The following is a 23406-nucleotide window of genomic DNA, read 5'->3' as shown; positions in this document are numbered from 1 at the left end:
GGGAACATGTAGGTTCCTTTGGAGGAAAATGACATCGTTCGTTATGATGCACCTTCAATCAACGGCTGTTCGGGCAGAGTGACAGTAAACGTAGATCCGGCCCCTTCTTTGCTCTCGACGGAGATATGACCCTGAAGGTTCTCCACCAGGTGCTTGACGATAGCCAGCCCCAGACCAGTACCTCCCGAGTCGCGTGAGCGCGCCTTGTCGATGCGGTAAAAACGCTCGAAGATCCGGCTGATCTCCTTTTCCGGTATGCCGATCCCGGTATCGCTGACCTTGAGATCAACAGTGTGCTCCTTCCGCTCGATCTGCAGGTCAATTCTGCCCCCCTCCGGCGTATAGGCAATAGCATTGGCCACTAGGTTGAGCAAAATCTGCCGTAAAGCGTCCTTGTCGCTCTGGATAAACGGATTGGATTCGCTCGGCAAGGTCAGAGTCAATTGTTTTCGTACCAACTGCTCCTGAACAAGTGAGGCGATTTCCTCCATAATCTCCTGCACATTGACAGTGGTCAGATGGAGGGCGATTCTACGCTGCTCGATCTTAGACAGATCGAGAATATCCGTTATCAGGCGATAGAGCCGGTCACTCTCGTCAGAGATGATCTGTAGAAAATGGCGGGCCGTCTCCTCCTCGTGCATCGCTCCATCGAGCAAAGTCTCTGTAAAGCCTTTGATCGATGTGATCGGAGTCCGCAGTTCATGCGAGACATTGGCCACGAAGTCGCTGCGCATCTTCTCCAGCCTGCGAATCCCGGTGATGTCATGAAGGACGACCACTACGCCTCTGTGTTCACCCTTGCTGTTGATGTACGGTGCAATGTTTACGTCCAATATCCGTTCTTGCGGGTAGTAGATGTGCACTTCTTCGCGAACCCGTTCTCCCGTGTCGATGCATCTGTCAATAAACTGGCTGAGCCCAAAGTTTTTGCCGGCTTCGATGTGCAATCGACCCACCAGATCTTGCTGACGCGTCCCCAGCATCGCCTCAATTGCCGGGTTAACCAGCATAATCCTCCGGTTTTCAGTGACAAACATTACTCCGCTGGTCATGTTGGTGAGCACACCGGTCAGCCTCTGTTGATTCTCCGATATCTCGTACATCTGCTGTTCCAGGCTGGAAGCCATGAAGTTAATCGCTCCGGCCAGCTGACCGATCTCGTCACGCGCTTTCAGCTTCACTCGGCTCTGAAACTGTCGCTGTGTGATGTTGCGGGCGACACGGGTAATCTCCTCGATCGGCTGGGTAATCCCCTTGGATATTCGCGCGCTCGCCAGTGAAGCCACGATCAATGTGATCAATAGACCCGTAACCAGGCTGTACCACATCTGATGAATCGAGTTTGTCACGCCTTCCATCGACATCGCCGATCGTACAGCCCCAATTACTTCTCCGTCGTTGAGTACTGGCACCGCTACATAAACCATGTCATACTCCAGTGTTTCGCTAAAGCGCCGGGACACTTCCGCGTTCCCGGAGAGGGCTCCACGGAATTCAGGTCGATCAGCATGGTTCTCCATCTGCTCCGGATCGGAATCGGTGTCCGCGATGACCGATCCGAATTGATCGATCACCGTCACTCGCGCTTCTACCGACTCTGAGAAGTTTTCCACCCGTTGCGTCAACAGGTCCTGGTTATAAAAAATTTCGGGAGCGTGAATCGCTTCCGAAATCAGCAATGCTTCTTTTCGCAGAAGGTCGGTCAGCGTGTTCATGTAGGAGCGCTCCAGCACCTTCGCGAAGAAAACACCCATCAGAATCAGGATGATCGAGATAAGACCCAATAATGTCAGGGTTAGTTTTAGGCGAAAGCGAGTCACGCTGCTCCCTCCCCGTATCGTCAGCTTTCCAGTTTGTAACCGAGACCACGGACCGTTTTAATGTAGCGTGGATTCTTTGTATCTTCTTCTAGCTTTTCCCTCAAATGGCTGATATGAACATCAACAATTCGGGAATCGCCGACAAAATCGTAATTCCAGACAGCATTCAGCAGTTGGTCGCGGGTCAGTACCCGTCCCTGATGGCTGGCCAGATAGTGAAGCAGTTCAAACTCTTTCGGAGTCAGCTCCACCTTTTCCTCACCGCGATACACTTCGTACTTGTCTGGATAGAGCCGGATATTGCCAAACTGAAGCATCACGTCTTCATCCGCATCGGACCGTACCGCCACCTGTGTTCGCCGGAGGATTGCCTTGACGCGGGCTACAACCTCCCGCGGACTGAATGGCTTGGTCAGATAGTCATCCGCTCCAAGCTCCAAGCCGAGAATTTTGTCCAGTTCGTCATCTTTCGCCGTGAGCATCAAGATTGGGGTGTTGATTCGATCCTGACGCAGCGCTTTGCATACGTCCATCCCGTCCATCTTTGGCAGCATCAGATCAAGAACGATAAAGTCAGGTTTCTCCTGATACGCCATCTCCAATCCCTGTTTGCCGTCTGACGCGGTTATCACTTCAAACCCGGACTTTTCCAGATTAAACTGCAACAGCTTGACAATCGATGGTTCGTCGTCGACAACCAAGATCTTCGTCACTGCCTATATCCCCCTGTCCGCTCTTTCGAAGCTTCAATCTCTTTTTTCAGTCTGCCAGAAGCCTCTATGTGAAGCAAGTATTTTTTACAGGCAGAGAATGCGCCTGCAGGATAAAACGGGTGGGCAACGCCATTTTGCTCATGCTGCTGGCAGTTGTTTCTGGGCATAAACGATAAACTCTGCTGCAAGCGGGGAAAGGCTCTGAACGCTGCGGACTCCAAGCCCCACTTTGCGAAACACCCTCGGTTGAAGAGGTACCGCCCGAATCCCTTGCCGCTCTGCTGGAATGGATCGTTTGGGCAGAACGGAGACGCCAATCCACTCCTGTACCATCGCCAGAATCGTACCTGTGTCGTGAGCCTCGCACGTCACATTGGGTGCAAACCCCTGTGAGGTGAAAATATGGTGAATAAACGGTGCACAATCTGTTTAGGGCATGATAAAACACTTGTCAACAAACTGTGAAACGGATAGAAAGGGGTGCTGGCTCAAGGGATGAGTGTCCGGCAGGCAGACAACCATTTCATCTTCCCATAATGGGATGGCCTCTACTTTTGCATTCGGCAGCGAGTCAAACCCGATATCGGCAATGGACTGCTCAATCCAGCTTGGCGCTGTCCGCACCCATCTCATTGAGAGAAGTCCGGAAGAGATGGTTCGGCAACAATTGGATGCGTACAATGCCCAAGATGTTGATGCGTTCGCCGCCTGTTATGCGGCAGACTTGCAGATGATGCAGCACCCAGACGGTACAGGGAGGATCAGTGGACGGGAGATGAACACAGCAAAGGATGAAAAAGCGTCCCTCGAACGGAGGGACGCTTTCACACATCGATTACTGCAACACCTTGAGCACGTTGCGAACCGAATCAGCCGATTTGTCCAATGCAGCTTTTTCTTCAGCTGTCAGATCCAGTTCGATCACTTTCTCCAGCCCATTGCCGCCGAGCAGCGTCGGCACACCCAGGTAGAGATCGTTGTATCCGTACTCGCCTTCCAGATAAGCGACCGAAGGCAGGATGCGCTTCTTGTCTTTGAGGATCGCTTCCGCCATCTGTACCAGCGACGCAGCCGGCGCATAGTAAGCGGAACCGTTGCCCAACAGAGCGACGATCTCGCCGCCGCCTTTGCGTGTACGCTCCACAATCGCGTCGAGGCGATCTTGCGGAATCAATTTTTCCAACGGGATACCGCCAGCGTAGGAATAACGAACCAGCGGTACCATGTCGTCTCCGTGGCCGCCCAGGACAAAACCGGTCACGTCTTCCACCGACACGTTCAGCTCCTGAGCGACAAACGTGCGGAAGCGGGCCGTGTCCAATACGCCGGATTGACCGATGACGCGCTCCTTCGGAAAACCGGATGTTTTGTAAAAAGTATAGGTCATCGCATCAACAGGGTTGGAGAGTACGATCACGATGGAGTCAGGTGCGTATTGTTTCACTTGTTGCGCTACCGAGCGCATGATGCCGGCATTGGTGTTGACCAGGTCGTCGCGGGACATGCCTGGCTTCCGTGCGATTCCCGCTGTAATAATGACCAGATCGGCCCCTTTGATCTCTTCATAGTTGGCCGTGCCCGTAATCTGGGCGTCAAAACCAAGCACTGGGGAGGATTCGAGCATGTCCAACGCCTTCCCTTTAGTTGGATTCTCCAACTGCGGGATGTCTACCAGTACAATGTCACCCAATTCTTTTTGCCCCAGGATGAACGCTGTCGTCGCACCAGTAAAGCCGCTGCCGATGACGGCGATCTTTTTTCGTTGAAAGCCCATCTTTTTTCCTCCTATCCGTTTCTTTACATGTTTTTGATCAAGGCATCACCAAACTCGGAGCATTTCAGTTCTGATGCCCCTTCCATCAAACGTGCAAAGTCGTAGGTAACGGTTTTGGACGAGATCGTTTTCTCCATCGAAGAGATGATCAGATCAGCCGCTTCGTTCCAGCCCAAGTGGCGCAGCAGCATTTCGCCGGACAGAATCACCGAAGACGGATTTACTTTGTCCAGGCCAGCGTACTTAGGTGCAGTTCCGTGTGTTGCTTCAAAGATGGCGTGTCCCGTCAGGTAGTTGATGTTGGCCCCTGGTGCAATGCCGATACCGCCTACTTGAGCTGCCAATGCGTCGGAGACATAGTCACCGTTGAGATTCAGGGTAGCAACCACATCGTACTCGGCTGGACGGGTCAGGATTTGCTGCAAGAAGGCGTCGGCTATGACGTCTTTCACGATCAGCTTGCCAGCTGCTTCTGCTTCTTTTTGTGCCTTGTCGGCATCGCCGCCCTCTGCTTTGATGCGGTCGTACTGTGCCCACGTAAATACCTTGTCGCCGAATTCCGCTTCCGCAACAGCGTAGCCCCAGTTTTTAAAGGCACCTTCCGTAAACTTCATGATGTTTCCTTTGTGAACCAGCGTCACCGATTTGCGGTTGTTTTCCAGTGCGTAGTTGATCGCTGCGCGAACGAGGCGCTCGGTCCCTTCCTTGGAGACCGGCTTGATGCCGATACCGGACGTTTCCGGGAAGCGAATCTTTTTCACGCCCATTTCCTTTTGCAGGAATTCAATTACTTTTTTCACTTCCGGAGTTCCTTCTGCCCACTCTACACCAGCGTAGATGTCTTCCGTGTTTTCGCGGAAAATCACCATGTCGGTCAGTTCCGGATTTTTTACCGGAGAAGGCACACCATCAAAGTAGCGAACCGGGCGGACGCAGGCGTACAGGTCAAGCTCCTGACGCAGGGCCACGTTAATCGAGCGAATGCCGCCGCCAACCGGTGTAGTCAGAGGACCTTTGATCGCAATCAGGTACTCGCGAACAGCGGTGAGCGTATCCTCTGGCAGCCATTCTCCGTATTTGTTAAACGCTTTTTCCCCGGCATACACTTCAAACCAGGCGATTTTCTTTTGACCGTTATACGCTTTCTCAACTGCGGCATCCAACACGCGGACAGCAGAATTCCAAATGTCAGGACCGGTTCCATCTCCCTCGATAAATGGGATCACCGGGTTGTTCGGCACAAGCAGTTTTCCGTTATCAACTTTGATTTTTTCGCCGGCAGTCGGCATCGACAAGTGTTTAAACATCAGGATTTCCCTCCCAAGTGGTATGTAAAAGTGTTGAAACCATTATCCATAGAGAGGAGAACTACCCCTGTGCGGTGATAGTTCTCCTGCGCGCAAATAACCGGAAAAGAGGTGGCTATTATCGCTGGTCAATCGGTACGTAGTGTTGGTTTACCGGACCGATGTACTCGGCACGCGGGCGGATCAGACGGTTGTTTTCATACTGTTCCATGATGTGAGCGGTCCAACCGGACATTCTGCTGATCGCGAAGATCGGTGTAAACAGATCACGTTCCAAACCGAGCGATACATAGACCGAAGCAGAGTAGAAATCGACGTTTGGCTTCAGTCCCTTTTCCTTTGTGACCAGATCCTCAATCTTGATTGACATCTGATACAGTTCCTCACGACCTACCTGTTGGGTCAGCTCTTTGGACATTTGGCGCAGCCATTTGGCGCGAGGGTCGCCGTCTTTGTAGACGCGGTGACCAAAGCCCATGATCTTCTGCTTATTGTCCAACGCTTTGCGGATGTAAGGTTCAACGTTGTCAATGGTACCAATCTCGTCAAGCATCGCAGCTACTTGTTCGTTGGCTCCTCCGTGAAGCGGCCCTTTCAAAGCGCCGATCGCCGACACGATGCCGGAGTAGATGTCTGTCAGAGTTGCGACCGTGACGCGGCCGGCAAACGTCGATGCGTTGAACTCGTGATCAGCGTGCAGGATCAAGGCAGTATCGAATGCTTTGATCGCCGTCCCGGTCGGCTCCTTCCCATTCAGCATGTACAAGAAGTTTTGGGCGACACTGAACTGCGGATTGGGTGCGACCGGTTCCAAGCCCTTGCGGATACGGGCAAATGCGGCAACCAGCACCGGGGTTTGGGCAATCAGTCGGATCGACTTCCGGTAGTTCGCTTCCAAAGACATGTCCTGAGCTTCCTTGTCGTAGAGGGCTAACGAAGAGACGGCTGTACGCAGGGCTGCCATTGGATGGACATCACGCGGGTAAGTGCGAATGCTGTCGATCACCTCTTGCGGCACTGCCGCAGACTCACCTAACTGCTTCTGCAGAGCGGAAAGCTGGTCTCTCTTCGGTAGCACTCCATGCCACAACAGATACACGACTTCTTCGAAGGTAGCGTTTTCAGCCAGTTCGTCGATGTTGATCCCGCCATAACAAAGTACACCATCAATAATCGAGCAGATCGACGACTGTGCGGCGACGACACCTTCCAAGCCTTTGGTAGTTGTCATAGAACTCTCTCCTTTTCCGACAAGTTTGTCTCTCTATGCAGTTGCGCATGATCTTCCTTTTAGCTGCCATGTCTGTTGCTCTCTCAACGACGGCATCTGTCGATTCTGCATCTATGGCAAGAAAAGCTTCGAAACCTTCAACAGGCACCGCATAGAGAAAAAAGGAAGCTTTCCTCACCCGTTCGTCCCGGCCGTCTATAACGAAACACCAGGGGGGATGAGACCGAAAAATACCTTTTTGGAAAAGTAAAGAGAGTACATCATGTAAATGTACTTTCTTCCATGGCAAGTAAAAGAAAGATTTCAAACATAATCCGACAACAATTATAAAAGAAAACGAACCGTTTGTGAATGAAAAATGTATAAAGTGTATACACTGGCGCTTTATGTGTCCTGATCTTGCCTCTGATGCAGAGACTACGGCATAATGGTACAAGAAATGGTTTTTTTATACATACATATCGATAGACGGGGTTACTCATACCTGTAACCAAGACAAGGGGTGATTCATCTGACACCTGACAACTGGGCAGTTCGCTTATTTCAGATCATTCGTTTTATCTGGGTTGTGCTGTTGGTCTTTGCCGCCTACTTTATTATCCAGTTCCTGACACCATTACTTTTCCCATTTCTGATCGCCTTAGTCATTGCGCTTGTGATCAATCGCCCCGTCACCTGGCTAACGGAAAAGGGACGCATCCCCCGCTGGCTGTCGGTCTTAGTCGTACTGCTGATCTTGCTAGCTTTGATCGGCGGTTTGGCCACGCTGCTGATCGCGGCTGTAGTGGTCGAAACCGGGGAGCTGCTAAACAGGCTGCCTACTCTGATCAACGAGTTGACTACCTATCTGCAGGAGTTGATCGAGCAGGAGGTGCTAACCAATCTGTACGATCGGTTTACCTTTTTCTACGCTCAACTGGACGAGAGCTACCAGCTGGCGTTGAAAAACAACATCACCTCGGCGTTGGACACGATTTCCAGCGCGGGCAAGCAGTTGGTTCTAGACCTGCTCACCTTTGTCAAGAACAGGCTGCTTTCGCTGCCTGACTTCGCCACCATGCTGGTGATCTCTCTGCTCGCCGCATTCTTTATCAGCAAAGACTTTTACCTCTGGCGAAACCGGTTCCGGCGCCTGCTCCCTGGCGGAATAAACAGCCGCGTCGATCGGATCATGCTCGATCTAAAAAGTGCGCTGGTTGGTTTCATCAAGGCACAGCTGACGCTGATCTCCATCACAGCGGCTATCGTAATCATCGGATTGCTGATCATGCGCGTCGAATATGCTGTCACGATCGGGCTCTTAACCGGCCTCGTTGACCTGCTTCCCTACCTTGGCACTGGGACGGTCTTTATCCCGTGGATCATCTATGCCTTTTTCAAAGGGCAGTATGGACTGGTCATCGGCCTGTCGATTCTCTACGGGATTGTTGTCATCCTGCGGCAGATCATCGAGCCAAAAATCGTCGCAGAAAACGTCGGGCTTGACCCTCTGCTGACACTGGTCGCTCTCTTCATCGGGCTTAACCTGTTCGGTTTTTTGGGGTTGATCATCGGTCCGGTCAGCTTGGTTGTGATCAACGCCCTGATCAAAGCGAACGTCTTTCAGGATGTTGTGAAGTACATCATGGGCAAGCCGGCCTGAGCATAGATAGCTCGCTACACGTCTCTGAATAGCAAAACCCTTCCAAAGCTCGTGCAGACGGGAGGGTTTGCTGCGTCAGAAGGGGCCGCAGCGGACAGTTCTACTTCCGCAGGTTGGCAATGGAGCGACTGGAGGAAAAGAGCTACTCTCCCCCGTTCCACTCCCCTTCACAGACTATCCAGCCCCTTTGGGGACCGGGCAGTCAGCGCCGAAACAAAATGCGTATCTTCCCTGTTCGGATCAAGTGCCACAGCCACTGTTTCAGCAAGTGACGTATCATCATCCTGGTATATGGAATCAGCAAGAGAAAGCCCAGGCTGTCTGTAAAAAAGCCTGGTGTCAGCAACAGCAAACCTCCGACAAGGATCATAAACCCGTCCAACAGTACATCGGTTGGCATCTGTCCTTGTGCGAGCTGAAGCTGTGTCAGCCGCAGCACCTGCAGCCCCTGCTGTTTGGCCAACCACGCTCCGGCGACGCCTGTGGCCAACACCAATAGAACAGTAGGCAAGGTCCCGATTGCGCTTCCAACGGATATCAATCCCCACAATTCGATGATCGGCACGATCACAAACAGGACTAGGAGTATGCGAAACACGATTGATCACATCCTATCCGGATGGTTTCACTACCGTTGAGCAGCCCTCATATATCGCTCCCGCTCCGCCTGCAGCCGATCATACAGTTCCGGCAGCTGACGATCCAGGCGAACTGGCTTCAGGCTGGCATTGGTAAAAACGTGGCTGGTTTGACCATGTACCAGCAGCTCTTGATCTTCGACCCGGTAGACCTCATAGCCAAATACCAGCCTTACCGATGTAAGCTGCTCGACCCAGGTGCGCACTTCCACCACATCGTCATAACGGGCTGGCCGCTTGTACGAGACCGAGGCATCCGTCACAGGGAGCAGAACGCCTCTTTCTTCCATCTCCCGGTAGGAAAAACCTACTTCTCTGATGAGTTCGGTACGCCCCATCTCAAGCCAGTTGAGGTAGTTGGCGTGATATACCACTCCCATTTGGTCGGTCTCTCCGTACCGTACACGAAACTGAATCGTACGATAGCAGGCAGTCTGCACGCGACCCTCTCCTTTGCGGAATACGTTTCTTTCTTATTGTACCATAAAAAAGCAGCAAGGACGGGTATTCCCGCCCATCTGCGATTATAGTACCCGGGTCAAGCCGGTATAGATGTGGCCTCGTTCCGGGTCGACAGTAACCAGTTGGCCGTCTTTTAGAACTTCCGTCGCCCGCTGCACTCCGACGATGACGGGAACATTGAGATTAAGTCCAACGATCGCAGCGTGTGAGGTTAATCCTCCCTCTTCGGTAATGACTGCACCCGCCCGTTCAAATGCCGCGATCATGTCAGAATCAGTGCCATACGTAACGAGCACAGAGCCTTCCTTCACCTTCTGCAGCGCTTCCTCAGCCGATCGGGCGAGCACCACGTTTCCAGTCACGACCTTTCGTCCAATCCCCTGACCCTTGGCAATGATGTCTCCAATCACATGAATCTTGAGCAAGTTGGTAGTTCCACTCTCACGCACAGGCACACCAGCCGTGATGACCACCAGATCGCCGTGGCGGACATAGCCTGCCTGAACCGCTTCGCGAACAGAGATCTCCAGCATTTCGTCCGTCGTCGATGCCATGCTGCCCAGCACCGGATAGACGCCGTTTACCAAGGCAAGCCGCCTCGTCACACTTTCGTGTGGTGTGACGGCCACGATCGGCGCCTTGGGTCTGTACTTGGATACCATGCGCGCTGTATGACCACTCTCGGTTGCGGTAATGATCGCGGCTGCCTCCAGGTCCAGCGCAGCATTGGCTACAGCCTGGCTGATCGCATCGGTAATCGTTACCTGTCGCCGCAACGCCTGGGTGTGCAAAATCTCACGGTAATTGAGAGCCTGCTCGACACGTAGAGCAATCCGGTTCATTGTCTCCACCGATTCTACCGGATATTTTCCGGCCGCTGTCTCACCGGAGAGCATGATCGCATCCGTCCCGTCCAGGATGGCATTGGCCACATCGCTCGCTTCCGCTCTCGTCGGCCTTGGGTTTCGCTGCATCGAATCAAGCATCTGGGTAGCCGTAATCACCGGTTTGCCCAACTCGTTGCACTTATGGATCAGCTGTTTCTGAACGAGCGGTACTTCTTCTGCCGGAATCTCTACCCCTAGATCACCGCGTGCGACCATCAACCCATCGGCGACGGTCAGGATCTCGTCGACGTTGTCTACCCCTTCTTGGTTTTCGATCTTGGCGATAATGTCAATCTTGGCGTCAAACCGCTCCAAGATTTCACGGATTTCCAAGATGTCAGCCGCTTTCCTGACGAACGAAGCCGCGATGAAGTCAACGCCTTCGCGGATACCAAACTGGATGTCTTGCGAATCCTTTTCCGTGATGCCCGGCAGATTGATCTTCACGCCAGGTACATTCACGCCTTTTTTGTTTTTCAGGACACCGCCATTTTTGATCCGGCAAACAATCTCAGTCCCCTCAATCTGCTCCACGGTCAAACCGATCAAGCCGTCGTCGATCAGGATAGTGCTGCCTACCTCTACATCCTGCGGCAAATCTTTGTATGTAATGGAGACACGTTCTGCCGTTCCCGCTACTTCCTCCGTAGTCAGGGTAATGGTGCTGCCCTCACGCAGCTCCACTTGGTCGGCTGCAAGCATCCCGGTACGAATCTCCGGCCCTTTGGTGTCCAACAGAATGGCTACTTGTGCGCCAAGTTCCTGGCTAGCTTGGCGAATGTTGCGAATTCGTTCGGCGTGCTCCTCGTGTGAGCCATGAGAAAAGTTAAGCCTGGCCACATTCATCCCGACACGGATCAATTCTTTCAGTTTCTCCACCGACTCGGATGCCGGACCGATCGTACATACGATTTTTGCCTTTCTTAACAAAGTGATACCTCCTCACTGAATGGCCAATCCTTGACAATATAGGCGAAGGTCGCGCGCTTCCAAAGCGAGTCCCGCCTGCTGCTTTTTCTCCTGACACCAAGTCAGCTCCTGTCTGTCCGTTGTTTAGATGGACAGGGTGCGAGCCAGCTGGTAGATGGACAGATCCAGTTGATGTTTCTGGGCGAGCGCTTCGTCAATGTCAATATCGACGATCTGGTTGTTCTGGATGCCAACCATCCGATCCGCTTTTCCCTGCAGCAAGAGGTCTACTGCAGCGGCTCCCATCCTGCTGGCGATCATCCGGTCAAAAGCCGTCGGCGATCCGCCGCGCTGGATGTGGCCAAGCACGGTTAGCCTTGTTTCCCAACCAGTTCGCTGTTTGATCACCTCAGCATAATCGGCGGCACTGCCTACTCCTTCGGCAACGATGATGATCGAATGCTTCTTGCCGCGCCGATACCCCGCATGAAGCCGTTCGATAATGTCGTCCATCTCTTGGTCCTCTTCCGGGATGATGATCGATTCTGCACCAGCTGCAAGACCCGCGTAGAGAGCCAGGTCTCCCGCGTCACGCCCCATCACTTCAATGATGTAGGTTCGCTCGTGGGACGTTGCCGTATCGCGGATCTTATCGATTGCCTCTACGATCGTATTTAAAGCGGTATCGAACCCGATCGTAAAATCAGTGCAGGGAATATCGTTATCGATCGTGCCAGGCACACCGATCGTAGGGACTCCTTTTTGGGTCAGTTTCTGGGCTCCGCGGAACGAGCCATCTCCACCAATCACGATCAACCCTTCAATGCCATGAGAACGCAGCTGATCCACCGCTTTGCGCTGTCCTTCCTCCGTCCTGAACTCTTCACTCCGAGCAGTGTAGAGGATCGTCCCACCCCGATGAATGATGTCACCGACAGAGCCGAGGGTCATCTCCCTGATGTCACCGCGAATCAGCCCGTCGTAGCCGTGGTAGACCCCAAACATGTCCACTCCGTGATAGGCAGCACGACGAACCGCGGCGCGTACAGCGGCATTCATGCCTGGTGCGTCTCCGCCGCTTGTCAGTACAGCAATTTTTTTCATGCTGGACACCTCTCTTCTTCTCTTATAGCATGGCTTCTCCGGAAAACAGTATGTAAGATTTCTCCTCGCACTCCATCTGTTCCATTATATCTACCTTATCTGTTATACTCTTTCCTCACGATTCCCATCATTGTGACATACTCTTCCGAAGATTCATTTTACTCTGCATAAAACTATGGCACGACTACGATTGTAGCAGATTCCGGCATTTGACGAAAGCAAAAAAACAACGCTTCCCTATCTATAGAGAAGCGTATGTTCCAATCTGTTTGAATTTGTTGTAACGATCCTGTATCAGTTGTTCTGGAGTCATCTGCCACAGTTGTTCTAGCCCTTTTGTCAATGTCTCTTTTATTGCTTGTGCCTGCCTTGCAGGATCCCGGTGGGCACCGCCAAACGGTTCTGCGATGACTCCGTCGATCACACCCAACTCCAAGAGGTCGGGAGCGGTAATCCTCATCGACTCTGCTGCGCGAAGCGCCAGACTGGCATCTTTCCACAGCAGGGCCGCCGCGCCCTCCGGAGAGATAACGGAATAAACCGCGTTTTCCAGCATGTAGATGCGGTTGCCGACACCAATCGCCAATGCTCCGCCGCTGCCTCCTTCTCCTGTGACCACGCAGAGGATCGGAACACGGAAGCCGGCCATTTCACGCAGATTTCTGGCAATCGCCTCACTCTGTCCGCGTTCCTCTGCGGCCTTGCCGGGATAGGCGCCAGATGTATTGATAAAGCAGATGATCGGCCTGCCGAACTTGTCTGCCTGCTCCATCAGGCGCAGTGCTTTGCGATATCCCTCCGGGTGGGGCATGCCGAAGTTGCGGCTGATATTCTCTTTGGTGTCTTTCCCTTTTTGGTGGCCGATTACGGTCACAGGGCGTCCATCCAACTTGGCAATACCGCCCACAATCGCGGGGTCGTCCCCATACAGGCGATCCCCATGGACCTCGATAAAATCCGTAAAGATCATCTCGATGTAATCCAACGTAGTCGGTCTCTCTGCATGACGGGCGATCTGCACTCGCTGCCAGGGGGTCAGGTTGCCGTAAATCTGCTCAGCCAAATCCTTTGCCCTTTGTTCCAGACGAACCACTTCATCGGAGAAGTCGATTCCCTTTTCCTCTGTAAACCGTCGCAACTCTTTAATCTTTTCTTGCAATTCGACAAGCGGTTTTTCGAATGGCAGGTCTCCGGCCATGTTACACTCCCTCCCGGACGGTATGCATCTCTGCCAGTTTGCCCAGTGTCTCGCGCAGTTCCTTGCGATGCACGACCATATCAAGCTGGCCGTGCTTGAGCAGGAATTCTGCTGTCTGAAAATCTTTGGGCAGCTCCTGACGGATCGTCTGCTCGATGATGCGGCGGCCGGCAAAGCCGATCAGCGCTCCCGGCTCCGCTATATTGTAATCACCCAGCGAGGCAAAGCTGGCAGATACGCCCCCGGTCGTCGGATTGGTCAATACGGAGATAAACAGCAAGCGTTCCCGGGCCAGCGCAGCCAAGGCAGCACTCGTCTTCGCCATCTGCATCAGGCTAAGCACTCCCTCTTGCATACGCGCTCCCCCGGATGCGGAAAACAGGATAAACGGACACTTCCGTTCGATCGCTCGTTCGATCGCCCGCGTGATTTTTTCACCTACGACAGAGCCCATGCTGCCCATACGAAAACGGGAATCCATCACGCCTAAAACAACCGGAATCCCATGCAGCCTGCCCTCTCCCGTGACAACCGCTTCCTTCAGGTTGGTGGCGCTCCTGTCTTTCTCCAGCTTTTCCTCATAGTCGGGGAAATCAAGCGGATTGGCCGATGTCATCTCGGCGTCGAATTCCTCGACAAACGCTCCCTCATCCAGAATCATCTCAATCCTCTCCGGGGCCGACATCGGAAAGTGATGCTGACAGCCTTTGCAGACACGCAGGTTTTTCTCGAGATCCTTGGAATAGTGAATCGTGCCGCAAAGGGGGCACTTATGCATCAGCCCTTCCGGGACTTCTTTTTCTTTTGGTTCAACGACAGGTGATGTCCCCAACTGCTGGCTGGGAACAGTGGCAAACCTGCGCTTCTTGCCAAAAAGATCTTTTAGCACAGTAACACCTCACATTATAGGTTAGTGAAGGATCGTGCTGAGCACCTCTTGAACTTCGTGAACTTCACTCTCTGGTACGAGGATTTCGTATTGCTTGGACACTTTCGCCTCACGTACTTTGACCAGAAACCCTTCATCGGTTAATCGAAGCTGAATGCGTTCGGCGATTTTCGCACTTGGAGCGATGTAGATAACCGTCCACATATGGCTTCCTCCTTATACCTCAGACAAACATGTGCAGCCTGCATCATCATATCACAGCGATTCTCACTGCCGCAAACCTACAGCTTGCTGTTTTCCAAGTGTTCTCGCATGCGCATGACAGCTGTCTGTTCGTCTCCGTTGCGAATCGCCAGCATGATCTGCTCGTGTTCCATCAAAGCCGTTTTGGCACGCCCCTCTCTAGCAAGTGAGGTGCTGCGAACAGTGTCGCTGTACTCGACAAGCGGAGCCCAGATCCGGTGCAGGATCGAGTTCCGGCTGGAACGACAGATGACACGGTGGAACAGGTAGTCCTCTTCTGTTGGGATCTCCCCCCGTTCCACTCGCTCCCAGGCGACGGCAAGGATGCGTTCCATCTCCTCAAAGTGCTTGTCGCCGGCTCGGCGACAGGCCAACCGTACCGCATCCAGTTCGAGCAGCTTGCGCATCTCCACCAGATCTTTTTTCGTCTTGTAGTCCCGCAGGATGAAGAAGCCCAATACGTCGATCAAGCGGTTGTGACGGTAATGCTTGAGGAAGGTCCCCTCTCCTCGCCTCGTCTCGATCAGACCGAGCAATTCCAACGCGCGAAGCGCCTCACGTACCGATGAACGTCCTACACCCAACTGTTCTGACAGCTCACGCTCAGAGGGAAGTTTATCGCCGACACGCAAATTGTCCCGCTGCACAATATCATGAATCTGCAGCAAAATATCCTCGTACACTTTTCGATTTTCCAAGGAGTCGAGCACGATTTCATTCCCTCCCTTGAACGCATGGAGAGAAGGCCATCCATGATGCCTTCCCCGCCATCTCTCAGAACTTTTGCTTTCCATACGAAGCTGTCGATGCTTCGTTAAGCGTCAGCTTTCTACGCTTGCGTATAGCTGATCGAGGAGAGCTGCTTGGTTCTCTCCTTCACTTCTTCCGGATCCACTGTACGACGGGCAACGCCGCTTTCCATCGCCGCTTTGGCTACAGCCGCCGCCACATGAGGAGCGACACGAGGATCAAATGGAGCCGGGATCACTTTGTCCGCCGACAGTTCTTCCGAGCTGATCAGATCAGCGATCGCATAAACAGCAGCTTTCTTCATCTCTTCGTTGATGTTGGTGGCATATGTATCAAGCGCACCACGGAAGATACCTGGGAAAGCAAGCACGTTGTTCACTTGGTTGGGGAAATCGGAACGTCCGGTTCCGATCACCGCTGCTCCCGCCTGTTTCGCCTCCTCCGGCATGATTTCCGGTACCGGGTTGGCCATGGCAAAGATGATCGCGTCGCGATTCATTGATTCCACCATCTGCATCGTCACCGCGCCAGCCACGGATACTCCGACAAAGACGTCAGCACCTTTCATCGCATCGGCAAGGTCACCGCTCTGCTTGTCGCGGTTGGTCAGCTTGGCCACCCCTTCTTTTACTGCATTCATCCCGAACGTTCTGCCTTCGTATATGATTCCTTTGGTATCACACATGATAATGTCCTGTACACCCATGCTGAGCAGCAGCTTGATGATGGCAATCCCTGCGGCGCCAGCCCCGTTCACCACGACGCGAATCTCATCGAGCTGCTTGTTGACGACCCGCAGGGCGTTGATCAACCCGGCCGCGGTCACGATCGCCGTGCCATGTTGGTCGTCGTGGAAGATCGGAATATTGGTTTCCTTCTTTAAGCGCTCCTCGATGGCAAAACAGGCGGGGGCGGCAATATCTTCTAGATTAACACCGCCAAACGTAGGTTCCAGCAGTTTTACCGTCTCGATGATTTTCTCCGGGTCAGACGTGTTCAGGCAGATTGGAAATGCGTCAACGCCGGCAAAAGCCTTAAACAAAGCAGCTTTTCCTTCCATCACAGGCATGGCCGCTTCCGGTCCGATGTTGCCCAGTCCCAACACTGCTGTCCCGTCACTTACCACCGCCACGAGATTCCCTTTGATGGTGTACTCGTACACTTTCGTCGGCTCGTCGAAAATTTCTTTGCACGGTTCCGCCACACCTGGAGAGTAAGCAAGACTCAGGTCATGTGCATTGCGGATCGGCACTTTGGTCACCGCTTCCAGTTTCCCTTGGTGTTTTCTGTGAAGCTCCAAGGCTTCTTCTCTCAGTTTGGACACCGTTACCACTCCAATCTTACCTGTTGGATAGATTCACTGACAATCATTTTTTTACACAAATTCCGTTTATTCCCTAAGTGGTCTGACCACTTAATCTACCATGTACTCATTATAACAAATCGTTTCCATCTGTAAACATGCCGAATGCAGCAAAAAAAGGAGGCGATTCGTCAACCTCCTTCATTTATCGACCATTCTTTTAGAATTACTCCGCTTCTCCCTACAATTGCTCGCGCTTTCTCCAGGAAGACCTCGTCCACTTCCACCCGCCAGTCATCCGGCAGGCGAATCGTCTGTTTTTTCCCGGCGTAATGGAGAAATACGGGAATTGTTCCTTTTCTTTCGACAAACAGCTGCTTTAGTTCTGCCAATGTCGAATCACGTTCCTGTTGGGCAGAGATTTTGACAAACAAGACCGTTTCTGTCGATGGACGAGGCAGAGTCGCAGCATCCCAAAGGCGGGAGGCAAGCAGCTTGATCGTCTCTTCCTGGACATCGACGCGCGCCTCCAATACGACCAGCTTCTCCCGGTCCAGCAGGTCATGATGGGCTGCAAACACCTGCGGGAAGACGACCACTTCCACCGCTGACGTGCGGTCTTCGATCGTGAGGAAAGCCATAGGATCTCCCTTTTTCGTCTGAATTCGCTTGACCTCAGCAATCATGCCGACTACTTTTACGTGTTGGTTTTTTTCCGTTTCCGACAGTCGGGAAATCTGCTGTACACCTGCGCGATTGGTCAGGTGCGGATAATCGTCCAGGGGGTGTCCCGACAGATAGACACCGAGTAGTTCCCGTTCTTCTTTCAACTGTTGGTTTCGAGAAAACGGGGGAACATCGGGATAAACGGAGGGGTCAGACGGCACTCCCTCGTCCTGTATCGCTGCATCACCAGACTGCAAAGGGTCATCTAGCGAAAACAGATCAATCTGACTCCCCGCACCAGCGCTTCGTCGAGAAACGCCGTTATTGAGCACCATGTCGAGCATGACTAATAGCTGGGCACGGTGACCAGGCAGCGTGTCCATTGCGCCGCACGAAATCAGCGATTCGATTACCCGGCGGTTGACGAGACGACTGTCGACTCGCGTACAGAAATCACGCAGATCCCGGTAGGGCCGCTGCTTTCGCTCGCGGACAATCGCTTCGATTGCGCCGTAGCCTACGTTTTTCACTGCCGCCAAACCAAAGCGGATCGCATCGTGCTGTACGGTAAAAAAGGCTTCACTTTCATTAATGTCCGGAGGCAGGACGGCCAATCCCAAGCGGCGCGCCTCTTCTGTGTACTCGGCGATCCGGGTCTGACTGCCAATCGACAGGGACAACAGGGATGCCATAAAGGTGAGCGGGTAATTCGCCTTCAAATAGGCCATCTGATACGCGATGACCGCGTAGGCGACGGAGTGAGCCTTGTTAAAACCGTAGTCGGCAAAGCGGACGATCAGATCGTATATCTGATGCGCCAACTTTTCGTCATATCCCTGACGAACACTGCCCGCGACAAACTTGGCCCGCTGTTCAGCCAACAGTTCGCGCTTCTTTTTGCCCACTGCCCGGCGCAGGATGTCAGCCTCCCCCAACGTAAATCCGGCCATTCGGGAAGAGATCTGCATGATCTGTTCCTGATACAAAATAAAGCCATGGGTCTCCCTCAGAATTGGTTCCAGGTCAAAATGGGCATATGTGACCTTTTTTTTGCCGTGTTTGGCCTTGATGTAATCCGGTATGATCTCCATCGGCCCCGGTCGGTAAAGGGCGAGCACGGCAATGATGTCATCAAGTGATTCAGGCCTCAGTTCTCTCAGCACATTTCGCATGCCGGATGATTCCAGTTGGAAAATGCCTGTCGTCTCGCCTCGGCTAAGCATGCGAAACGTTTTCTCGTCGGTTGGCGGCAGACGATGCAAATCTACCTCGATACCCTGCTGCTCCAGCAAGCGAAGCGCTTCCTGGATAATCGTCAGGTTGCGAAGTCCCAGAAAATCCATCTTTAAAAGCCCGATTTCCTCCAGCACATCCATCGGATACTGGGTCAGCGTCAACCCCTCCGCCCCTTCCTGTAGTGGTACATATTGGGTCAACGGTTCTCGGGAAATGACCACCCCGGCCGCATGTGTCGACGTGTGACGGGGAAGTCCCTCCAATCCCTTGGCCACTTCGATCAGGTTGGCCACCTGCTTGTTTTCTTCCATCAACGCAGGAAGTTGTGGATTGAGGGTCATTGCTTTGTCAATTGTCATGCCCGGAGACTGGGGGATCATCCGGGCCACGCGGTCAACGATCCCCAATGAGAGACCAAGCGCTCGCCCCACATCACGAACCGCCGCACGGGCAGCCATCGTCCCAAACGTGACGATCTGTGCAACGCGATCATGACCGTATTTGTCAGCCACATAATGGATCACTTCATCACGGCGTTCCACCGCAAAGTCGATATCGATGTCAGGCATGGTGACCCGCTCCGGGTTGAGAAACCGTTCAAACAGCAAGTTAAACCGCAGAGGATCTACATTGGTGATCTTTAACGCGTAGGCAACCAAGCTTCCCGCCGCAGATCCGCGGCCGGGTCCAGTAGGTATGTCGTTTTCATGGGCGTAGCGCATAAAATCCCAGACAATCAGAAAGTAGTCGGCGAAGCCGGTCCGCGTAATGATCGACAACTCATGCTCAAGTCTCTCCTGTATCTGTGGCGTGATTTCGCCATAGCGCTCACGGCAGCCCTGTTGGCACAAATCACGGAGATACTGGCTGGCATCCGTTCCATCGGGCACGGGAAAATGCGGCAGAATATGCTGTCCGAACTCTAATTCAAGATTGCAGCGCTCAGCGACGGCAGCCGTATTGCGAATCGCTTCCGGTACGTAGGAGAACAACCGGGCCATCTCTTCGCCGCTTTTCAAATAGTATTGGTCAGTCTCGTACCGGTAACGCCCCTCTTCTTCAACCGTCTTGCCCTCTTTGATGGCAAGCAGGACGTCCTGCCACTTCGCGTCACTTTGTTCTACATAGTGAACGTTATTGGTGACAATCAGCGGAATACCGGTATCTTGGTGAAGGTGCAGCATCCGCTGGTTGAGGCGCCGCTCCCATTCCGTGCCATGATCCTGCAGTTCGAGGTAAAAGCGGTCATGTCCAAAGGTTCGCTCGTACCAGCGGGCGGCCTCTCTGGCCATGTCAATGCCACCGTCCGCCAGCAGACGAGCAATCTCCCCTTCACGGCAGCCGCTCAGGGCGATCAATCCTTCCGCATGAGCCGCTAGTATCTCCTTGTTCAACCGGGGCAGTATGTGCAACCCCTCCGTCTGGGCAATGGAACTCAGCTTCAACAGATTGCGGTAGCCGGTCAGGTTTTCGGCCAGCAGCACTAGATGAAATGGCGTTGAAGTATGACGCGGCGGGCGTTCGCTCAAGCGCTCTTCAACGAGATAAGCCTCCATGCCGATGATCGGTTTGATTCCCGCTTGTCGGCACGCTTTGTAAAACGGAATCGCTCCGTACAGGTTGGCATGATCGGTAATGGCTAAAGCCGGCATCCCCCATTCCTTTGCTTTAGCTACCAAAGCATCAATGCGGGCAGCGCCGTCAAGCAGACTGTACTCGCTGTGTACGTGCAGGTGAACAAAGGTCGTTTCCACCTGACTCCCCCTCTTTCGATCATTTCCACATATTTTGTACTAACCATTATACCGAATGTTGCGTGCAAATACGAACATACAATCGCTCCAATTGACCAGGGATCGATTCTTTTTGTAGGATAGGAGAGATGAAGAAGAACGGAAAGGACCGATGATGCATGTGGACCGCGTTCTACGCGACTGGCTTACTCGCTTCCCTAGTCGGAAGCGTCTACTACAGTGTAATGGCACGGCGAAGCGGGATCCATCCCCTCCAAGCCAGAATGACACTTGGCAAGATGAACATGGCCCTGGGCGTTTTGATGCTTCTGTTCGGCTGCAATCAGTTCACCTATGAACCGCTAACGACAGTCAGGCTGATTGTGGCATTGGTTTTTCTGTTTGTCGGCGGTGTCAATCTGATCGCGGGAACCCGTAGATATCTCTCTTATCGTCACCAATGGAAAGAATCGGAAAGACATGCTGATTAAGTAGCGGGTCATTTTTCCTTCACTTCCAAACGTTTTGTCTGGTCGGAGGGACGTTTGTACTATATAATCGATTGTGTGACATTCTTACGCTTCAGACAACCGTACGCGATGCCTGCGGTTGTCCTTTTTGTTTCCATTGGGTACAGAAAGTTTTTTCGCGGCTGCCTCTGTCTGATGATATACTTGTAGGTATCAGGAAGCATGGGGAGGGGGCAGAGATTGGACGTTAAACTTGACCAAATACTGGAGTCACTCCAAGGACTCAATCAAAAGGTGGAGCAGATGGATGTCAGGATCCTCCAGCTCGATCACAAAGTCCAGCAGATGGACGACAAGATCCTTCAGCTCGATCACAAAGTCCAGCAGATGGACGACAAGATCCTTCAGCTCGATCACAGAGTCCAGCAGATGGACGACAAGATCCTCCAGCTCGATCACAAAGTCCAGCAGATGGACGACAAGATCCTCCAGCTCGATCACAAAGTCCAGCAGATGGACGACAAGATCCTCCAGCTCGATCACAAAGTCCAGCAGATGGACGACAAGATCCTCCAGCTCGATCACAGAGTGGAGCAGATGGACGACAAGATCCTCCAGCTCGATCACAGAGTGGAGCAGATGGACGACAAGATCCTCCAGCTCGATCACAAAGTCCAGCAGATGGACGACAAGATCCTTCAGCTCGATCACAGAGTCCAGCAGATGGACGACAAGATCCTCCAGCTCGATCACAGAGTGGAGCGAATTGATCAGCAGCTGGCAGAAACAAACGAAACGGTTCTGCAGCTCAAGAATTCAGTTGAAGCCCAACATCTGGCAAACATTGAGTGTGATGAGTTGATCCTGTTTGAACTAAAAGATATGAACGACAAGATGCGCTACATAAACAGGCGAATCGCTGATGTAGAGCTGGACATGGTTACGAGACAACCTAGACACGAGCAAGGCGCGTAACCTGGATTTTCCCCCATACCGCAGCAAGCCGCATCTGAGGAATTCTCAGAGGCGGCTTGTTCGTTACCGTTCAATGATTTGTGCCGTGATCATCGCCTGTCCGACCAGTTGATCACTGTGGTAGACGGAAACCTCCACTTTTCCAAAGCGACGGCTGATATCAAGCACGCGCGGCTTCACCTGGATCTGGCTCTCCAACTGTACCGGCTTCAAAAAGTAGACCATGATGTTTTCCGGTACCATGTCTCCTTTTCGATGCTGCCGCAGCACACTGCAAGCAGACTCGACCATAATTGTCGTCATCACCCCACTGGCGATTGTACCGAGATGGTTGGTCATCTGTGGTGTCACATCACCGCAAAAGACGGATCCCCCGTCACCCAGTTTCTCTTCCTGAAACCGGTTCATAATCAGGTTGGGGAACGTCTCACCCATTTGCGGTTGTTTTTGCATGTACTGCAGGGCCTTGATTACATCCTGCCGACTTAAGACGCCAACCAGTTTTTTCGTGTTATCCACTACCGGCAGCAGTTCAATGCCTTCCCACACCATCAAGTGAGCGCACGAGGCAACAGATACACGCGCCAGTGTGGTGATCGGATTCTTGGTCATCACCCGCTCGATCACAGCAGTGGGCTCGTGACCAATGATATCCCTTGAGGTAACAATCCCTACTACCTTCATCAGTTCATCGACCACGGGAAACCGTGCTTCACCATACCGCTCCGTGTAGGCGTGCCAAGTGGCGATCGTATCGGTAGTACGCAGGACAGGTGTTTCGGACAGCGGTTTGAGAATATCCTCCACCATGATAATTTCTTTTTTGATCAACTGGTCATAAATCGCTCGGTTGATCATCGCGGCGACAGTAAACGTATCGTAACTGGAAGAGATAATCGGCAATTCCAGCTTGTCCGCCAACTGCTTCACTTCATCACTAGTATCAAATCCACCGGTGATCAGAACGGCGGCCCCGTGTTGAAGCGATAGCTTGTGCGCCTGGTAGCGATTCCCGACGATCAACAGACTGTCGGCTTCCACGTACCGCATCATCGCTTCCAACTTCATCGCACCGATGACAAACTTGTTTAGCGTCTTGTGCAGACCGGCCCTTCCACCAAGAACATGACCGTCTACGATATTGACGACTTCGGCAAACGTCAGTCTTTCAATATTTTCTTTCTGTTTCTTCTCAATGCGAACCGTACCCACTCGTTCTATCGTGCTCACATATCCCTGCACTTCCGCTTCCTTGATTGCACGGTAAGCCGTACCTTCACTTACTTCCAGATCCTTTGCGATCTGTCGAACCGATATCTTCGTTCCGACAGGCAGTCGATCTATGTAGTCAAGAATCAGTTCGTGCTTGGTTGCCACCTTTCATCACCCCTCCCCCTCTGGAAAGCGTTTATGTGAGATCGAACAGTATCCTCGGATAGACCCACAGCATATA

General features: G+C 52.7%; 20 protein-coding genes and 1 pseudogene. 3 read left to right on the top strand and 18 right to left on the bottom strand.

Annotated features, from left to right (window positions below):
* Window positions 1-41: 41 nt before the first annotated feature.
* From pnpS to citZ, 6 genes and pseudogenes are all read right to left on the bottom strand, one after another.
* Window positions 42-1823, bottom strand: coding sequence for a two-component system histidine kinase PnpS (gene pnpS, locus LOK74_RS03070; protein WP_230045160.1), 1782 nt, complete (start codon window positions 1821-1823; stop codon window positions 42-44).
* Window positions 1824-1843: 20 nt separating this feature from the next.
* Window positions 1844-2536: a response regulator transcription factor gene (locus tag LOK74_RS03065; RefSeq protein ID WP_230045159.1), complete on the bottom strand. Its 693-nt coding sequence runs from the start codon at window positions 2534-2536 to the stop codon at window positions 1844-1846.
* A gap of 138 nt (window positions 2537-2674) precedes the next feature.
* Window positions 2675-3058 (bottom strand): annotated as a pseudogene (locus tag LOK74_RS24165) (LysR family transcriptional regulator substrate-binding protein).
* Window positions 3059-3371: 313 nt separating this feature from the next.
* On the bottom strand, window positions 3372-4310 hold the full coding sequence (mdh, locus tag LOK74_RS03050; RefSeq protein ID WP_230045156.1) for a malate dehydrogenase: 939 nt from the start codon (window positions 4308-4310) through the stop codon (window positions 3372-3374).
* Window positions 4311-4333: 23 nt separating this feature from the next.
* A complete protein-coding gene (gene icd / locus LOK74_RS03045; RefSeq protein WP_230045155.1) occupies window positions 4334-5617 on the bottom strand; it encodes an NADP-dependent isocitrate dehydrogenase in 1284 nt (427 codons plus the stop codon).
* Between the two features lie 118 nt (window positions 5618-5735).
* The gene (citZ, locus tag LOK74_RS03040; protein ID WP_230045154.1) at window positions 5736-6848 is read right to left on the bottom strand and encodes a citrate synthase; all 1113 of its coding nucleotides are present in this window, start codon (window positions 6846-6848) and stop codon (window positions 5736-5738) included.
* Window positions 6849-7359: 511 nt separating this feature from the next.
* Between citZ and ytvI the strand changes: the two genes are divergently transcribed.
* Window positions 7360-8490 carry a sporulation integral membrane protein YtvI gene (gene ytvI / locus LOK74_RS03035; protein WP_420908774.1) on the top strand — a complete coding sequence of 377 codons (1131 nt, stop codon included), beginning with the start codon at window positions 7360-7362 and terminating at the stop codon, window positions 8488-8490.
* Between the two features lie 202 nt (window positions 8491-8692).
* Here the strand turns inward: ytvI and LOK74_RS03030 are convergent, their stop codons facing one another.
* The 10 genes from LOK74_RS03030 to LOK74_RS02985 all read right to left on the bottom strand — a co-directional run bounded on the left by LOK74_RS03030 (window position 8693) and on the right by LOK74_RS02985 (window position 20529).
* Window positions 8693-9088 carry an FxsA family protein gene (locus tag LOK74_RS03030; RefSeq protein WP_230045152.1) on the bottom strand — a complete coding sequence of 132 codons (396 nt, stop codon included), beginning with the start codon at window positions 9086-9088 and terminating at the stop codon, window positions 8693-8695.
* Between the two features lie 30 nt (window positions 9089-9118).
* Complete coding sequence (locus LOK74_RS03025; protein WP_230046892.1) at window positions 9119-9508, bottom strand: acyl-CoA thioesterase; 390 nt, start codon at window positions 9506-9508, stop codon at window positions 9119-9121.
* 144 nt (window positions 9509-9652) lie between these two features.
* Entirely contained in the window at window positions 9653-11407 is a 1755-nt protein-coding gene (gene pyk, locus LOK74_RS03020) for a pyruvate kinase (protein WP_230045151.1), read from the bottom strand.
* Between the two features lie 123 nt (window positions 11408-11530).
* Window positions 11531-12490 carry a 6-phosphofructokinase gene (gene pfkA, locus LOK74_RS03015; RefSeq protein ID WP_230045150.1) on the bottom strand — a complete coding sequence of 320 codons (960 nt, stop codon included), beginning with the start codon at window positions 12488-12490 and terminating at the stop codon, window positions 11531-11533.
* 241 nt (window positions 12491-12731) lie between these two features.
* Entirely contained in the window at window positions 12732-13688 is a 957-nt protein-coding gene (gene accA, locus LOK74_RS03010) for an acetyl-CoA carboxylase carboxyl transferase subunit alpha (protein WP_230045149.1), read from the bottom strand.
* Window position 13689: 1 nt separating this feature from the next.
* Window positions 13690-14577 carry an acetyl-CoA carboxylase, carboxyltransferase subunit beta gene (accD, locus tag LOK74_RS03005; RefSeq protein ID WP_230045148.1) on the bottom strand — a complete coding sequence of 296 codons (888 nt, stop codon included), beginning with the start codon at window positions 14575-14577 and terminating at the stop codon, window positions 13690-13692.
* Window positions 14578-14598: 21 nt separating this feature from the next.
* On the bottom strand, window positions 14599-14781 hold the full coding sequence (locus LOK74_RS03000) for a glutamate decarboxylase (protein WP_230045147.1): 183 nt from the start codon (window positions 14779-14781) through the stop codon (window positions 14599-14601).
* A gap of 77 nt (window positions 14782-14858) precedes the next feature.
* Window positions 14859-15530, bottom strand: coding sequence for a FadR/GntR family transcriptional regulator (locus LOK74_RS02995; protein WP_230045146.1), 672 nt, complete (start codon window positions 15528-15530; stop codon window positions 14859-14861).
* A gap of 119 nt (window positions 15531-15649) precedes the next feature.
* Complete coding sequence (gene ystJ, locus LOK74_RS02990; RefSeq protein WP_230045145.1) at window positions 15650-16894, bottom strand: NADP-dependent malic enzyme; 1245 nt, start codon at window positions 16892-16894, stop codon at window positions 15650-15652.
* Window positions 16895-17064: 170 nt separating this feature from the next.
* Window positions 17065-20529: a DNA polymerase III subunit alpha gene (locus tag LOK74_RS02985; RefSeq protein ID WP_230045144.1), complete on the bottom strand. Its 3465-nt coding sequence runs from the start codon at window positions 20527-20529 to the stop codon at window positions 17065-17067.
* A gap of 158 nt (window positions 20530-20687) precedes the next feature.
* Here LOK74_RS02985 and LOK74_RS02980 point away from each other — a divergent pair, with 158 nt between their 5' ends.
* Window positions 20688-20999: a YtpI family protein gene (locus tag LOK74_RS02980; RefSeq protein WP_230045143.1), complete on the top strand. Its 312-nt coding sequence runs from the start codon at window positions 20688-20690 to the stop codon at window positions 20997-20999.
* A 249-nt stretch (window positions 21000-21248) separates the two neighbouring features.
* Here LOK74_RS02980 and LOK74_RS02975 read toward each other — a convergent pair whose 3' ends face one another.
* Entirely contained in the window at window positions 21249-21689 is a 441-nt protein-coding gene (locus tag LOK74_RS02975) for a hypothetical protein (RefSeq protein ID WP_230045142.1), read from the bottom strand.
* A 12-nt stretch (window positions 21690-21701) separates the two neighbouring features.
* Here LOK74_RS02975 and LOK74_RS02970 point away from each other — a divergent pair, with 12 nt between their 5' ends.
* Complete coding sequence (locus tag LOK74_RS02970) at window positions 21702-21953, top strand: hypothetical protein (RefSeq protein ID WP_230045141.1); 252 nt, start codon at window positions 21702-21704, stop codon at window positions 21951-21953.
* A gap of 63 nt (window positions 21954-22016) precedes the next feature.
* Here the strand turns inward: LOK74_RS02970 and LOK74_RS02965 are convergent, their stop codons facing one another.
* The gene (locus LOK74_RS02965; RefSeq protein WP_230045140.1) at window positions 22017-23330 is read right to left on the bottom strand and encodes a DRTGG domain-containing protein; all 1314 of its coding nucleotides are present in this window, start codon (window positions 23328-23330) and stop codon (window positions 22017-22019) included.
* Window positions 23331-23406: the final 76 nt, after the last annotated feature.

The organism is Brevibacillus humidisoli (assembly GCF_020923435.1).
GTDB lineage: Bacteria > Bacillota > Bacilli > Brevibacillales > Brevibacillaceae > Brevibacillus_E > Brevibacillus_E humidisoli.
This window is presented reverse-complemented; position numbering and strand designations above follow the sequence as displayed.